The sequence below is a fragment of the Streptomyces kanasensis genome, assembly GCF_043077165.1.
Taxonomy (GTDB): Bacteria; Actinomycetota; Actinomycetes; order Streptomycetales; family Streptomycetaceae; genus Streptomyces; species Streptomyces changanensis.
The window spans coordinates 95,260-109,158 of the sequence record NZ_JBIBSF010000011.1 but is presented as its reverse complement, the minus strand read 5'-3'; the positions used below and the strand labels follow the sequence as shown (position 1 = coordinate 109,158).

Sequence of the window (13,899 nt, the reverse complement as noted above, 5' to 3'; positions counted from 1 at the left end):
TGACCACGCCCGGGCTTCCGACAGGAGAGGACGCCCCGTGACTCAGCCCGCCGCCCGGGTGTCGTGCCCGCTGTGCCTGATCCTGCGCATCGACAGGGCCACCTCGTCGGGCCCCTGGTTCCTCGTGCTGACCGTGGTGCTCATGGGACTGGGGCTCACGGATTCGCCCCTCGGGTACGCGGCCGCCGCCGTCCTCTTCGTCACCTGGGTGGGCCTCGGAACCATCGGAAAGAGGCACGAGGCACGCGGCGAGGAGCACCACCACGCCGGGCACGAGCGCTGACGGCCGCACACCGGCTCAGCGCGCCGCCGCTCGCCCGGGTCGTCCTCGGCTACGGGCGGGCGGGGAGGTCGCCCCAGTCGAGCCGGAGCACGGCGAGGTCGTCGGAGTGACGTCCGGCGTTGAGCTTGTGGGTCCGCTCGATGAGGAGGTCGACGTGGACGGCCGGATCCGTCGGCGGCAGGTCCTCGATCAGCGTGAGCAGCCCTTCGACGCCGAGCCGTTCGCTCGACGCCCCGTTGTGCCCTTCGGTGAGGCCGTCGGTGTAGAGGGTCAGCGCTCCGGTGGGCGGGAGGGCGACCACCGTGGGGGGCCAGGTGCGCAGACCGGGGAGGATGCCGAGGGCGATGCCGTGCGCCGCGGCCACTTCCTGGGTCCCCTCGTCGGTGGTGAGGAGGGGTTCGTGGTGGCCGGCGAGGTGGAGCGTCGCGGTGCCGGCGTCCTGGTCGAGGGTGAGGAGGGTGCAGGTGGCGAACATGTGCCGGCCGCCGCGTTCGGCGATCAGGATGCGTTCCATCAGGTGCAGCAGGTCGTCGCCGCGGTGTCCACCGAGGACGAGGGAGCGCCAGGCGATGCGCAGGCAGACGCCGAGTGCCGCGGCGTCGGGGCCGTGGCCGCTGACGTCGCCGACGACGGCGTGGAGCAGCCCGTCGTCACCCTCGACCACGTCGAGGAAGTCCCCGCCGAGCAGGGCCATGGCGGCGCCCGGCAGGTAGCGGGAGGTCACCCTCACCGTGGAGGTGTCGAGGATCGGCTGGGGCAGCAGGCCGCGCTCCAGGCGGGCGTTCTCCTCGGCCCGCAGCCGCGCGGCCTGGGCCTCGGCGCTCGCGCGTTCCGTCTTGCTGCGGTAGACGGCGTACCGCACCGTCCGGTGCAGCAGGTCCGCTTCGACCTTCCCCTTGACGAGGAAGTCCTGGGCGCCCGCGGCCATGGCGTCGGTGCCGGCCTGGGCCTCGGACAGCCCGGTCAGCACGATGACCGCGGTGTGCGGGGCCATGGCGCGGACGGCGGCGACCGCGTCGATGCCGGACACGTCGGGCAGGTGCAGGTCGAGGAGGATGCAGTCGATGGGCGTGCCGGCGGCCAGCCGGGTGCGGGCCTCGGCGAGCGTGGGCCGGGTGGTCAGTTCGAACCGCAGCCCGGTGTCGTGGAGGAGCTCCTCGACGAGCAGGGCGTCGCCCTCGTCGTCCTCGATGAGGAGGATGCGGTACGTCGTCCCGCCGGAGGCCGCGTCGGGACCGGCGGTCATCGCTGGGGTCATCATGCCTGCTCCGGGCCGGAGCGGCTGGCCTCCGGCAGGGTGGACGGGCCGGGGTTCTCCGGCGGCCGGGGTGCCAGGGTGAAGGTGATGCGCGCGCCGTCCCGGTACGTCGTGTCGACCGCGATGGTGCCGCCGTGGAACTCGACGATCTTCTTGCACATCGCGAGGCCGATGCCGCTGCCGGAGTAGGTGTCCTTGGTGTGCAGCCGCTGGAAGATCACGAAGACCTTGTCGGCGTACTCCGGTGCGATGCCGATGCCGTTGTCGGTGACGGTGAAGCGCCACAGGTCGCCCTCCCGGGCGGCCGTGACGTGGATCTCCGGCGCCTGGTCCGGGCGGCGGAACTTGACGGCGTTGCCGATCAGGTTCTGCCAGAGCATGCCCATCTGGGTGGGGTCGGCGACCAGGGACGGCAGCGGTTCGTGGGTGACCAGCGCCCCGGACTCCTCGATGCCGACGCTCAGCGAGGACAGGGTCCGCTCCAGGACCTCGTCCAGGTCGACCTCCTCGTGGGCGTTGTGCAGGCGGCCGACGCGGGAGAAGTCGAGCAGGTCGTTGATGAGCGTCTGCATGCGGTTCGCGCCGTCGACCGCGAAGTCGATGTACTGGTCGGCCCGCGCGTCCAGCTGCCCCCCGTAGCGCCGCTGGAGGAGCTGGGTGAAGCTGGACACCTTCCGCAGCGGCTCCTGCAGGTCGTGGGAGGCGACGTACGCGAACTGCTCCAGTTCGGCGTTGGACCGCTGCAGGTCCGCGGCCTGCGCGTCGAGACGCAGACGCGCCTCCTCGCTGAAGGCCAGCTCGCGCACCAGGCGCCTGCGCATGAAGTCGATCTCACCGCTGAGGTGCCGCAGGTCGGCGGGGCCGGTCGGGGTGATGGGGTGGTCGAAGTCACCCCCGGCGATGGTGCGGGCGTCCGTGCCGAGCTGTTCCAGCGGCTGGTTGATGCCACGGCGCAGCCCTTCGAAGACGAAGGCGGTGAGCACGACGATCAGCACCGCGATGGCGCTGAACACCCAGTTGCGCAGGGCGATCGTGGCCGTCAGGTCGTCCCTCGCGCGGTCGAGGTCCGCGCGCAGGCGGTCCTGCTGGTCGCTCAGGGCGACCCGCACGGCGTCGAAGGCCTCCTTGCCCTCCGCCGCGCGTGCGGCGGCGAGCGGTGAGGGCCTGCCGGGCGGCGTGGCGGCGACCGGGCGGGCGATCCTCTCCTGCCACCTCGCCGCGCCGTCCTGCACGGCCTTCAGGTCGGCGAGGGCGGCCCGTTCCCCGTGCAGCAGCCCGGCCAGGTCCGCGGCGCTCGCCCGCTGCTCGGTGAGGCCCTGCTCATACGGGGCTATGAACTCCGGAGTGCCGGTGAGCCCGTAGCCGCGGATGCCGGTCTCCTGGTTGAGGATGGCCGATTCCAGGCGGATCGCGGTGGTCAGCGCGGGGGACCGCACGTCCACGAGGTCCGTGCTGAGCGCCTGCGTCCGTGACAGGACCCACGCCCCCGCCGTCCCGAGGAGCGCCAGGACCACCAGGGACACGGCCGCCCCCACGCGAAGCCACCGCCGGGTCGTCCACGTGGAGAGCCCTCGCGTACGCGGTTGCTTCTCTTCGCTGGTCATCCTCTGGGCTCCTCGCTGTGACAGCCGCTGCGGGGGTGCGGCCCGCCCACCTTAATCGGCGACAACGCTTGTTGTCGCACGGCTGTCCCGGGGCCTAGAGTGCCAGGTGTGCCAGGCAAAAACTTCCACATGCGGACCACTCCGCAGGAGACGGCCGGCCTCGCGGAGGCGGCGGTCGGTGCACTCGCGCAGCGCCTCGCCCATCAGCTGCTGGAAGCCTCCTCGCACCCGGCACCGGACGATCCGACGCGGGCCCTGGCCCTGCTCCACGTGCTGGACCACCTCCAGCAGGCCACCGAGCGGCTCCAGCGGGAAGCGGCCGTGGCCGCCGCGCGCGCGGGGGCCGGCTATCCGCAGCTCGGTGCCGCCTGCGGCCTGACCCGCCAGGGCGCCCGGCGCCGCTGGCCGGGGATCTACCACCACTCCCACGAGAAACCGACGGAGCTTCCGACGATGACCAGCCCCGCCCGCCCCTTCGACGTCCTGCTGGTCGAGGACGACGTCGCCGACGCCATGCTCATCGAGGAGGCCCTCTCCGAGCGCGGCGCCCGCAACCTGGTCCGGGTCACCGACGGGGTCGCCGCGCTGGAGCACCTGCGCGCGTCGGACACCGCGCGGCCCGACCTCATCGTCCTGGACCTCAACATGCCCCGGATGAACGGGCGCGAGCTGCTGAAGGTCCTCAAGACGGACGAGGACCTGCAGACGATCCCCGTGGTCGTGCTCACCACGTCCACCGCCCCGGACGACGTGACCGACGCCTACAGCAGCCACGCCAACGCCTACGTGACCAAGCCGGTCAACCTGGAGGAGTTCGAGCGGGCCGTCCAGAGCATCGACGCCTTCTACCTCGACACGGCCACGCGCCCGCGCCCCTGAACCACCCGGGAGGCGGCGCCCCGCGCAGGCGGCGCCCGGGTGTGCGCGGCCGGCCCGAGGGGCGGCTCGCCGACCTGGCCGGCGAGCCGCCCCTCAAGCCGACGGGTCCGGGTCGCGGGCCGGGGTCTTCGCCAGCGCCTGCTCCAGGTCGGCCCACAGGTCCTCGACGTGCTCGATGCCGACGGACATCCGTACCGTTCCCGGGCCGATGCCCGCCGCGTCGAGGGCCGCCGCGTCGAGCTGGCGGTGCGAGGTGGAGGCCGGGTGCATGACCAGGGTCTTCACGTCGCCGAGCGACGCGGTCAGGGCGGCCAGGCGGACCGCCTCGATGAAGGCGCGGCCCGCCGCGCGTCCGCCCGCCAGGTCGAAGGAGACGACCCCGCCCCCGCCCCGGGGCAGCAGCCGCCGCGCCACGGCGTGATCGGGGTGCCCGGGGAGCGCCGGGTGGCGTACGGCCGCCACCGCCGGGTGGGCGGCGAGCCGGCCGGCCAGGTCGACGGCGCTCGTGCTCTGCCGCTCGATGCGCAGCGGCATGGTCTGCAGGCCGCGCAGCGTCAGCCAGGCCGCGAACGGATCGGTGATGGCGCCCTGCTCGACCGCGTGGTGACGGATGCGGCCGTACAGCTCCGGGTCCTTGAAGACCGCGATCCCGCCGAGGACGTCCGCGTGCCCGGCGAGGTACTTGGTCGCGGAGTGGATGACGACGTCGGCGCCGTACTCGATCGGCCGGCACAGCAAAGGCGAGGCGAAGGTGTTGTCGACGGCGCTGGGGACCCCCGCCCCGGTGGCCACGGCGATCAGGGCGGGCAGGTCGGAGACCCGGGTGGTGGGGTTGGCGATGGTCTCCAGGTACAGCAGCCGCGTCTTCGGCCGCAGCGCCCGCCGGACCTCCCCCGGGTCGGTCCCGGAGACGTACGTCACCTCGACGCCCCAGCGCTCGGCGAGGTCGGTGAGGACCGCGTACGTGCCGCCGTAGAGGCAGCGCTGCGCGACGACGTGGTCCCCGGCGGAGAGGAGTCCGAGCAGGAGGCCGTTGATGGCGCCCATGCCGGAGGCGTAGGAGAGGGCCGCGGCCCCGCCTTCGAGACGGGCGACGGCGTCCTCCAGGGCGCGGACGGTCGGGTTGCCGAGGCGGCTGTAGACGAAGGTGTCGGGCGAGTGGAAGGCGTCGGCCATCGCGTCGGCGCTGTCGAAGGAGAAGATGTGCCCCTGGTGCAGCGGGACGCCCAGGGGCGTGCTGCCGGTGATCGGCACCAGGGGAGGGTGGACGGCGAGCGTCTCGGGGCGGAGGGCGGTCGTGTCGTCGCTCATGGGACCCAGTGAACGGGCGATCCGCTTGCGGTCACAGGACCAATCCCGGCAGATTGGTCCGGCGATGAAGCCAATCCCCCTCCCCCTCGACGAACTCGTCGCCCGGCTCGGCCGCTGGTCGGCCGGGCGGGGCCCGCTGTACCTGCTCCTGGCCGCCCGTTTCCGGCAGTTGATCGACGAGGGGGTGCTGGCCCCGGGCGCCCTGCTGCCGCCCGACCGGCGGCTCGCCGGGGCCCTCGCGGTGGGCCGGACGACGGTCGTGGCGGCGTACGACACGCTCCGTCAGGAGGGGCGGCTCGTACGGCGGCAGGGCAGCGGCACGCGTGTCGCGTCCGCCGCGCTCCCTCCCGGGCCCCGCGTGCGCGAGACGTCGAACCCGCTCTTCCTGCATCTGCTGGAGACGCCCGACGACGTGATCCTGATGAGTTGCGCGGCCCCGCTGGACCCACCGCCCGAACTGGTGGAGGCGTACCGGACGGTGACGCTCCCGCCGGGCGACCTGGGCTACCACCCGGCGGGCCTCCCGGCGTTGCGGGAGGCCGTCGCGGAGCGGTACCGGGCGCGGGGCGTACCGACCGGGCCGGAACAGGTCCTGGTCACCACGGGCGCCCAGCAGGGCCTTTCGCTCCTGGTCCGGATGCTGGTGGCCCCCGGTGACGGGGTGCTGGTCGAGGCGCCGACGTACCCGGGGGCGCTGGACCTGTTCCGGGAGGCGGCCGCCGTCCTGCACCCGGTGGCCGTGGGGCCCGACGGGGTGGACGTGGCGGGGGCGGTCGCGGTGATGGAACGCCACCGGCCCGCGCTCGCGTACGTGGTGCCCCGGTTCCAGAACCCGACCGGGTCCCTGCTCCCGCCGCTGGCCGGCCGTCGGCTCGTCGAGGCGGCGAACGGGCTCGGGGTGCCGCTGGTGGACGACGAGGTGCTGACGGACCTCGCGTTCGCGCCCGGCCCGCCGCCGCCGTCGCTCTCCTCCTGCGGTGAGGTGATCGGGGTCGGCTCGCTGAGCAAGGCGGTGTGGGGCGGGCTGCGGATCGGCTGGGTGCGTGGACCGACGCCGCTGATCGCCCGGCTGGCCCGGCTCAAGGCCATCCACGACCTCGGGTCCGACGTGGCGGCGCAGCGGGTGGCCGCGCAGGTGCTGGGCCGCCTCGCGCCGATCGTGGCGGCCCGGGTGCGGGCGCTGCGCGCCGGCCACGACCACCTGCGGGCCGAGCTGGCGCGGCTGCTCCCGTCGTGGAGCTGCCCGCCGGCCGAGGGCGGCCAGACGCTCTGGGTACGCCTCCCCCACGGCGACGGCGTCGCCTTCGCGCAGGTCGCGCTCCGGCACGGGGTGGCGGTGCTGCCCGGTGCCACGATGGACGCGCTGGGCGGCAGCACGCGCCGGCTGCGGCTGCCCTTCCTGCTGCCGCCGGACGTCCTGTCGGAGGCGGTGGGCAGACTGGCGCGGGCGTGGAGCGAGTACGCGCCGCACGCCGCGGCGGCCGGCTCCCCGTCCGCCCGTCCGGTGGCCCTCCCCGCGGCGCTGCACGCGATCGCGGTCTGAGGGACGGGACCCTCGGCGGCGGCACGGCCACACCGCGCGCCGCGCGGCCGGCGGATGAGCCGCCGGGGGCAGTGGGCCGATGGTATGGAGACGGCTCGCGGGCGGTGCGCGGGCGGGGTGGCGCGTGGACGGGCGCCGGGCGGGGCGCCGTCCTGTCGCGCCGGTGCGTACGTGCGGGGATTCGTCGGCGAACGGCTTCTCTCACACCCGGGGACCGGGTTGAATGTGCCGGGAAGGCCGGTACCGAGGAAAGGGACGCACCGTGGGACGGGGTGGCAGGAAGCAGCTGTGGGTGGGGGCGGGGATGGCCTTCGCGGTGGTGCTCGCGAGCGGTCTGGTGTGGTTCAAGCCCTGGGCGCTGTGGGTGGACGAGACCGTGAACGAGGGGCTTCCCTCCACCACGCCGGCGGCCCCGCGGCCGTCGCACGCCCCGTCGGCGGGGGTGTCGACGGCGCCCTCGCCGAGCGGGCCGACGACCCTGGCACAGGGGACGTTCATCAGCCACGAGCACACGACGACCGGCGCGGTGAAGCTCCTCCGCCTCGAGGACGGGACGCACACCCTGCGGCTGGAGGGCCTCGACACCAGCAACGGTCCCGACCTGCGGGTCTGGCTGACCGATGCGCCGGTAGAGGAGGGCAAGGCCGGATGGGGCGTCTTCGACGACGGGAAGTACGTCAGCCTGGGGAAGCTCAAGGGCAACAAGGGCGACCAGAACTACGTGCTGCCGGCGGACGTCGACGTGCCGGCGTACACGAGCGTCAGCATCTGGTGCGACCGGTTCGACGTGTCCTTCGGGGCCGCCGAACTCGTCCGCGCCTGACGGGGCCGGGCCCCGAAGGGCGCTCGGCACATGTGCGTCCCTCGGTCCCGGCCCCTGGTCGGTCCACCGCCACGCTCGGCGCCGCGCGACCCACGCAGCCCACGCCACCCGGCGGGCGGGCGGGCGGCCCGTGCGGTCCTCGCGGCGCGGACGTGCGGGCGGGCGGCCCGTGCGGGGCGACGGCCGGTGGCTAGCCCTCCACGACGCCCAACTGCCGCATGACGCCCATGTCGTCGACGTTCCACCAGCTCTCCGCGATCCTGCCGCCGCGGCAGCGGAAGGTCGCGTGTCCCGTGCCGGTGACGTCCCGGCCCGTGGGTTCGACGCCCTGGTAGGGGCCGACGTGACGGCCCTTGAAGGACATCCGCAGACAGACGGTGTCGCCCTCGGCGACGAGCCCCTCGATGGTGCACGTCGGCCGGAACGCCTCCATGATCTCCCGGTTCGCCTCCTTGGCGGTGGCCAGGTCCACGTCGTACGAGGGCTGGGACGGGTCGTGCTCGCGGTAGTCAGCGGTGCACAGCCGGTCGGCCGCCCCGATGTCACCCCTGTTGATCACCTCGTCCACGAAGCTCCGGACGACGAGCTTGTTGAGCTGCTCGTCCCGGACGACGTCCAGGTCCGTGAAGGTGGGCTCCCCGTCGCACAGGGCCACCATCTCCCGGAAGATCCGGTCGGTCTCCGGTAGCTTCGAGTTCTCCATCGCCTCCTCGTACGAGGGGAATTCCACGATCTCCAGTACGTGGGTGGAGTCGGAACGGTCCCGCGCCATCAGCGAGTGCGTGGCCGTGCGCTTACCCTGTGTGGCCTCGACCCAGCTGTCCATCAGCCGGCTCATCTCGTCGACTCTGTCGGTCTTGCAGTCGATGATCTGGACGAATGTCATGACGCCTCCCGCCGTAGGAGCGACTGCGCTGCTCTCAGCCTATGCCGGTCGCCCGTTCCCGGCAGGGGCGGCAGGGCGGCCCACCGGGGGGTCCGCCGAGGAACTGCGGGCGGGCACCGACCGGCGGGCGGGCACACCGGCCGGCGGGCCGTCCGGAGCGGCGGCGCGGGGTCGGCCGCGGCTTTCCGTGTCCCGGCGGGACGCGACCCGCGGACGGGTGTTGACTGGCCGCCTGGCCCGGAAGGCCTGAGCTGTCCAGCGCGGAACGACGTGAAGGAGGCCCCCTGTGGCCCTCAAGACGGTGACCGACGCCTCGTTCGACGAGGACGTCCTCAAGAGCCCCAAGCCCGTCCTGGTGGACTTCTGGGCGGAGTGGTGCGGGCCCTGCCGCCAGATCGCCCCGTCCCTCGAAGCGATCGCCCAGGAGCACGGCGACAAGATCGAGATCGTCAAGCTCAACATCGACCAGAACCCGACGACCGCGGCCAAGTACGGCGTCATGTCCATTCCCACCCTGCACGTCTACCAGGGGGGCGAAGTGGTGCAGACCATCGTCGGCGCCAAGCCGAAGGTCGCCCTCGAACGGGAGCTGTCCGCCTTCCTCCAGGACTGAGCGCGGCTCGCGGGCGCCGGGTGCCGAGCGCCGGGGCTCGGGATGACGAGGGCCCCTCGACGGGCGAGTCGCGGAGCCCGGTGACGACGGGGGCCTCGCGTCCTCCCGTCCGCCCGGCTCGACGAGGACGCGCCCGTGGCGGAGGCGAGCCTCGGGTACCTGTCGAGCAGTCGGCGGCCGGGCCAGGGACGCGGGCTCCCACCACGAGTCGTCGCCACAGAAGGCGACGTACGGCGTGGTGACCCGCGCCACGGCCCCATTGCGGCCCACGCCGGCCCACGCCACCCAGGCTCCGGCCGGCGGCCGGGGTCGGCAGCGCGACCCCCGGGATGGATGCGGGCCACGGCCTCGGCGGTGCCGTCGGTCGAGGCGTTGTCGGTGACGGTGCCGGTGACGGGCGGGCGGGCGTTCGGAGGGCCGCGCCGGTTCGTCCAGGGTGCGCAGCGGCTCTTCGCGACGATCGTGGGGGATCACGAGCACCGTGGTGCGCGGGCCGGGCCCGGGCGGTACGGGCGTTCGGTGCCGACGTGGCTCACAGGAGGGCTCCTCGGGCGTCCAGGCGGCGGGCCGCGGCCTCCACGGCGGCGGGCAGCGGTCGCCGGTCCCGCAGGGCCGCCGGGAGTCGCCGGAGCGTCTGGCGCAGCGCGGCACGGGCGTCCGGGTCGCGCCCGGCCTCCCGGAGGAGCTCCCGGGTGTGCCGCAGCGCGACGGGCAGGGGGCGGCGCAGCCAGGCCGTCAGGGCGGCGTTGCGGAGCTGGACGGCGGGGCGCCCCGGCCTGACCCCGCCGGTCGGGCTGTGGACGGCGACGACGTCGGGGCAGTGGCACACGCCCCAGCCGCGGGCCGTCAGGTCGTAGGCGAGGAGTGTCTCCTCGCCGCCGAGGAACAGGAGCGGGTGGTACCCGCCCGCCGCCAGGAAGGCGTCCCGCCGCGCCACGGCGGCGCAGGCGAGGAACCCGAAGACCTGAGGCCCCGGGAGGTCTTCGGCGCGGCCGAGGGGCGAGGAGGCGAGCACGTCGTTCAGGGGGTCGGGTCGGCCTGCCGGGGCGACGTGGATCCGCGCCGCGACCAGCCCGAGCCGCTCGTGCCGGTCCAGCAGGTCCGCCGCGCGCCGCAGCGAGCCCGGCTCCCACCAGGAGTCGTCGTCGCTGAAGGCCACGTACGGGGTGCGGGCCCGCCGCACGCCCAGGGTGCGGCCGGGTGCCCCGAGGTTGCGGCCCGGGGTCAGGACCGTCGTCCCGGGGTGGTGGGCGGCCACGGCGTCCGCGGTGCCGTCGGTCGACGCGTTGTCCACCACGATGACCGGCGGCTCCTCGGGAAGGGCTGCGAGCCGGTCGAGTGAGCGGAGCAGCTGATCACGGCGGTTGCGGGTGATCACGATGACGGTGGTGCGGGTGTCAGGGCTCACGGACGGGCCTCCGAGACGTCGGACAGCAGCCGCCAGCATAGACAAATCGCCCCTGAATGCGCCTTTCATGCCCTTTTGTGAGGCGTGTTCACGACCGGGGCGGACTCCGGGTGCTCGGCGACCGGCGACCGGCGACCGGCGACCGGCGACCGGCGACCGGCGACCGGCGACCGGCGACGCGGGGGACGGCGGGCCGTACACTCCGGTTCCGGTCGTCGAGCGGCAGAGTCAGCCGTCGGCGAGGGCGTGGCCGAGGAGCGGGAGCAGACGGTCCCAGTGGCGCCGGAGCGCCGAGGGGTCGAAGGCGGCGGTGTCGGCCATGGTGAAGCCGTGGACGGTACCGGAATAGACCTCGGTGGTGTGGCGGACCCCCGCGGCGTCGAGGGCCTGGTCGAGCTCGCCGATGGCCTCCGCCGACATGTCGTTCTCGGCGAGGCCGAGGTGGACCCGGGCGGCGAGCCGGGGGGCCAGGCGGTGCGGACTGTCGGGCGCGTCGGTGACCAGGGGGCTCGGATGGAAGCCGGCGACGGCGGCCACCCGGTCGGGGTGGGCCGCCGCGGTGCGCAGCGCCAGGACGGCGCCCATGCAGTAGCCGATCACGCCTACCGGCCCGGTACCGACCCGGGGCTGGGCGGTGAGGAAGTCGAGGTAGGCGGCGGCGTCACGCAGGGCCCGCTCGGTGGTGTGCGCCTCGACCAGCGGCATGAGCCGGGCGAAGAGCGCGGGGCGCTCCTCTTCTCCGATGTATTCGGGGAGCTCGACCACCGGCGCCGGGCCGTGCCGGTAGTAGAGGTTGGGGACGAGCACGTAGTAGCCGTGCGCGGACAGTTCGCGGGCCATCTCCCGCAGCACGGGCCGCAGTCCGATGGCGTCCATGTACAGCAGGACCCCCGGGTGTCGTCCGTCACCGTCGGGGAAGGCGGCGAAGGCGTCGGCCCGGCCGTCCGCGGTGGGTATCTGCAACGTCATCGTGGGCATATCGGATGTCCCTTCCCTGGGCTCGCGTCACCGTAGCAGGGAAGATCAACCACCGTCGACACGTGCGGACTTGGTGGGGCACGCGACCTGCCCCCGGCGCCTCACCTGACGTTACGTCAGGTGGATCCGCGGGTCCGGGTGCGGTGTTCGGTGGGGCGGATGCCCAGGGTCCGTTTGAAGGCGACACTGAGGGCGTACGCGTTGGCGTACCCGACCTGGCGGGAGATCGCGTCGACGGTGGCGTCGGTGCGGGCCAGCAGGTCGGCGGCGTGCGAGATCCGCCATTCGGTGAGGTACGTCATCGGCGGCCGGCCGACGACGTCGTGGAAGCGCTGGGCGAACCGGGCGCGGGACATGCCGGCCGCCGCAGCCAGCGAGGCGACCGTCCAGGGTCGGGCCGGGTCGCCGTGGATCAGTCTCAGCACCCCGCCGACCGCGGGGTCGCGGTGGGCGCGGTACCAGGCGGGGGCGTGGGCGTCCGCGTGGTCGAACCAGGCGCGGAGGCCGGAGAGGAGCAGCAGGTCGAGCAGTCGGTCGAGGATGACCTGACGGCCGGGAGCGTCCGTGCGCAACTCGTTCTCGATCATGGTGAGCGGGAGGTGGACGTTCCCGGCGGCGGGGACCAGGGCCAGGCGCGGCAGGGCGGTGAGGACCCGCTCCGACACGTGGCCCCGGACCGGGTAGGTGCTCTTGAGGAGGACGGTGCCGGGGTCGGCGGGGTCCGCCGCGCCGGGCCCGCACATGGGCAGGACGTCGCCGACGATGAGGGCCCCCTCGGGCGTGGTGCACCGGTAGCCGTCGCCGTCCGGGGCGTCCAGGAGGGCCATCGGCGGCGTCCGCGGGTCGTCCGCGACGGTGTAGGGCTCGGGTCCCGCCACGATCGCCACGTCCCCCTGCCGCAGCGGTACCGGATCCCCGCCGTCCGGGGTCAGCCAGGCGTCGCCGCGGAGCATCGTCAGCAGGGAGAGCGGCGCCCCGTCGAGGCACCGCAACGACCACGGGGGGTTGAGGACCGACTGGTCGAAGAGTGCCCCGTGGGCGCGGACGTCCTGCAGCAGTCCGGACAGCGCGTCATCCATGCCGGCCGAGCCTACGCGGCCGTTCCCCGCGCGGGCCCGGCGAGGGGAGACGCCCGGACATCGGAACGAGATGATCAGCCATCGCCCGTCCAGCCAGCGCGCCGTGTACTGACTACATGATCACTGACAACACCCCTCACGTCCTCGTCCTCGGCGGCACCGGCAAGTCCGGCAGCCGCGTCGCCGCCGCGCTCCGCCGTGGCGGCCTGTCCCCCGCCGTCGCCTCCCGCCGCGGCCCCGTCCGCTTCGACTGGGCCGACCGCTCGACCTGGGAGCCGGCCCTCGACGGTGTGGACGCCGTGTACGTCGTGGACTCCCAGGGCCCCGACGCGCCCGCCGAGGTCCGCGACTTCGCCGGCGCCGCCGCCCGTGCCGGGGTACGGCGGCTGGTGCTGCTGTCCGCCCGCGTCTGGGGCGAGCTGGGCGGCGGCCGTCTCGCCACCGAGCAGGCCGTACGGGCGTCGGGCCTGGAGTGGACGATCCTGCGCCCCACCTGGTTCGCCCAGAACTTCACCGAACTGGAGATCCTGGCCTCGATGCTGGACGCCCCGGGCGAGCTGCGGCTGCCCACCGGGGAGGGCCGGGAGGCGTTCGTCGACCTGGAGGACCTCGCGGACGTGGCGGTGGCGGCGCTGACGGAGGACGGGCACGCGGGGCGTACGTACGTCCTGTCGGGCGCCCGGTCACTCGGCTTCGGGGAGGCGGTCGCGGAGATCGCCCGCGCGGCGGGCCGGCCGCTGCGCTTCGTCCCGGTCTCCGAGGACGCCTACCGGGCGGAGTTCACCGCGCTGGGATACCCGGACGCCGTGGCCGACGAACTGCTGGTCATGTACCGGCACATCCGGGAGGAGCACGGGGCGACGGTGACCGACGGCGTCCGCGAGGCGCTGGGCCGCGCGCCGCGCGACTTCGCGGAGTACGTCGCCCGGACCGACTTCGACGCCGTCCGACCGCCCGCCTCCTGAACGGGATCGACCCGCGCCCGGGCGCCGGACGACGGCTCCCCCGCGGAGCGGGGCCGCGCGCCGCGCGCGAGCGACGCAGGCGGACTTGGCACCGGCGGGCCCGGGGTCGGCGGGGCGGGTGCGCGCGCCGTGGGCCCGTCCGCCGGGTGCGGTGGGCCCGTCCATCGGGTGCTTGCCCCGTCCGCCGAGTGCGGCCCCGTCCATCGGGTGCGGCCCCGTCCGCCGGGTGCGGGCCGGGGCCGACCCCGCGTCGGCGCGAATCGGACACG

At 74.3% G+C, this 13,899-nt stretch carries 13 protein-coding genes; 6 read left to right on the top strand and 7 right to left on the bottom strand.

Going from position 1 to position 13,899, the window contains the following annotated elements:
* Window positions 1-37 precede the first annotated feature (37 nt).
* Window positions 38-283 (top strand): hypothetical protein, encoded by a 246-nt coding sequence (locus ACF053_RS25445; protein WP_391956083.1) that lies wholly within the window; start codon window positions 38-40, stop codon window positions 281-283.
* Between the two features lie 49 nt (window positions 284-332).
* Here the strand turns inward: ACF053_RS25445 and ACF053_RS25440 are convergent, their stop codons facing one another.
* Window positions 333-1,541: a PP2C family protein-serine/threonine phosphatase gene (locus tag ACF053_RS25440; protein ID WP_391956232.1), complete on the bottom strand. Its 1,209-nt coding sequence runs from the start codon at window positions 1,539-1,541 to the stop codon at window positions 333-335.
* The gene (locus ACF053_RS25435; protein WP_391956082.1) at window positions 1,541-3,145 is read right to left on the bottom strand and encodes a sensor histidine kinase; all 1,605 of its coding nucleotides are present in this window, start codon (window positions 3,143-3,145) and stop codon (window positions 1,541-1,543) included. The genes ACF053_RS25440 and ACF053_RS25435 overlap by 1 nt, the downstream gene beginning before the upstream one ends.
* Before the next feature lie 108 nt (window positions 3,146-3,253).
* On the opposite strand from ACF053_RS25435, the gene ACF053_RS25430 reads away from it, so the two are divergent.
* Window positions 3,254-4,024 (top strand): response regulator, encoded by a 771-nt coding sequence (locus ACF053_RS25430; RefSeq protein WP_391956081.1) that lies wholly within the window; start codon window positions 3,254-3,256, stop codon window positions 4,022-4,024.
* 93 nt (window positions 4,025-4,117) lie between these two features.
* On the opposite strand, the gene ACF053_RS25425 is transcribed toward ACF053_RS25430, so the two are convergent.
* On the bottom strand, window positions 4,118-5,335 hold the full coding sequence (locus ACF053_RS25425; protein ID WP_391956080.1) for a trans-sulfuration enzyme family protein: 1,218 nt from the start codon (window positions 5,333-5,335) through the stop codon (window positions 4,118-4,120).
* Between the two features lie 64 nt (window positions 5,336-5,399).
* Here ACF053_RS25425 and ACF053_RS25420 point away from each other — a divergent pair, with 64 nt between their 5' ends.
* Together ACF053_RS25420 and ACF053_RS25415 are read left to right on the top strand one after the other, a co-directional pair.
* Window positions 5,400-6,878 carry an aminotransferase-like domain-containing protein gene (locus ACF053_RS25420; protein WP_391956079.1) on the top strand — a complete coding sequence of 493 codons (1,479 nt, stop codon included), beginning with the start codon at window positions 5,400-5,402 and terminating at the stop codon, window positions 6,876-6,878.
* A gap of 304 nt (window positions 6,879-7,182) precedes the next feature.
* Window positions 7,183-7,701: a DM13 domain-containing protein gene (locus ACF053_RS25415; RefSeq protein WP_391956231.1), complete on the top strand. Its 519-nt coding sequence runs from the start codon at window positions 7,183-7,185 to the stop codon at window positions 7,699-7,701.
* Between the two features lie 190 nt (window positions 7,702-7,891).
* Here ACF053_RS25415 and ACF053_RS25410 read toward each other — a convergent pair whose 3' ends face one another.
* Window positions 7,892-8,587, bottom strand: a complete 696-nt coding sequence (locus ACF053_RS25410) for an ester cyclase (protein ID WP_391956078.1) — start codon at window positions 8,585-8,587, stop codon at window positions 7,892-7,894.
* Window positions 8,588-8,873: 286 nt separating this feature from the next.
* On the opposite strand from ACF053_RS25410, the gene trxA reads away from it, so the two are divergent.
* Entirely contained in the window at window positions 8,874-9,200 is a 327-nt protein-coding gene (gene trxA / locus ACF053_RS25405) for a thioredoxin (protein WP_391956077.1), read from the top strand.
* 532 nt (window positions 9,201-9,732) lie between these two features.
* On the opposite strand, the gene ACF053_RS25400 is transcribed toward trxA, so the two are convergent.
* The 3 genes from ACF053_RS25400 to ACF053_RS25390 all read right to left on the bottom strand — a co-directional run bounded on the left by ACF053_RS25400 (window position 9,733) and on the right by ACF053_RS25390 (window position 12,665).
* On the bottom strand, window positions 9,733-10,647 hold the full coding sequence (locus ACF053_RS25400; protein ID WP_391956076.1) for a glycosyltransferase family 2 protein: 915 nt from the start codon (window positions 10,645-10,647) through the stop codon (window positions 9,733-9,735).
* 189 nt (window positions 10,648-10,836) lie between these two features.
* Window positions 10,837-11,586, bottom strand: a complete 750-nt coding sequence (locus tag ACF053_RS25395) for a dienelactone hydrolase family protein (protein WP_391956075.1) — start codon at window positions 11,584-11,586, stop codon at window positions 10,837-10,839.
* A 116-nt stretch (window positions 11,587-11,702) separates the two neighbouring features.
* Window positions 11,703-12,665 carry an AraC family transcriptional regulator gene (locus ACF053_RS25390; protein WP_391956074.1) on the bottom strand — a complete coding sequence of 321 codons (963 nt, stop codon included), beginning with the start codon at window positions 12,663-12,665 and terminating at the stop codon, window positions 11,703-11,705.
* A gap of 116 nt (window positions 12,666-12,781) precedes the next feature.
* Between ACF053_RS25390 and ACF053_RS25385 the strand changes: the two genes are divergently transcribed.
* Complete coding sequence (locus tag ACF053_RS25385) at window positions 12,782-13,630, top strand: NAD(P)H-binding protein (protein ID WP_391956073.1); 849 nt, start codon at window positions 12,782-12,784, stop codon at window positions 13,628-13,630.
* Window positions 13,631-13,899 lie beyond the last annotated feature (269 nt).

Coding starts and splice junctions, on each gene's coding strand:
- ACF053_RS25440 (WP_391956232.1), bottom strand. CDS start 1,541: ATGACCCCAGCGATGACCGCCGGTCCCGACGCGGCCTCCGGCGGGACG.
- ACF053_RS25435 (WP_391956082.1), bottom strand. CDS start 3,145: ATGACCAGCGAAGAGAAGCAACCGCGTACGCGAGGGCTCTCCACGTGG.
- ACF053_RS25425 (WP_391956080.1), bottom strand. CDS start 5,335: ATGAGCGACGACACGACCGCCCTCCGCCCCGAGACGCTCGCCGTCCAC.
- ACF053_RS25420 (WP_391956079.1), top strand. CDS start 5,400: ATGAAGCCAATCCCCCTCCCCCTCGACGAACTCGTCGCCCGGCTCGGC.
- ACF053_RS25415 (WP_391956231.1), top strand. CDS start 7,183: ATGGCCTTCGCGGTGGTGCTCGCGAGCGGTCTGGTGTGGTTCAAGCCC.
- ACF053_RS25410 (WP_391956078.1), bottom strand. CDS start 8,587: ATGACATTCGTCCAGATCATCGACTGCAAGACCGACAGAGTCGACGAG.
- ACF053_RS25400 (WP_391956076.1), bottom strand. CDS start 10,647: ATGCTGGCGGCTGCTGTCCGACGTCTCGGAGGCCCGTCCGTGAGCCCT.
- ACF053_RS25395 (WP_391956075.1), bottom strand. CDS start 11,586: ATGCCCACGATGACGTTGCAGATACCCACCGCGGACGGCCGGGCCGAC.
- ACF053_RS25390 (WP_391956074.1), bottom strand. CDS start 12,665: ATGGATGACGCGCTGTCCGGACTGCTGCAGGACGTCCGCGCCCACGGG.
- ACF053_RS25385 (WP_391956073.1), top strand. CDS start 12,782: ATGATCACTGACAACACCCCTCACGTCCTCGTCCTCGGCGGCACCGGC.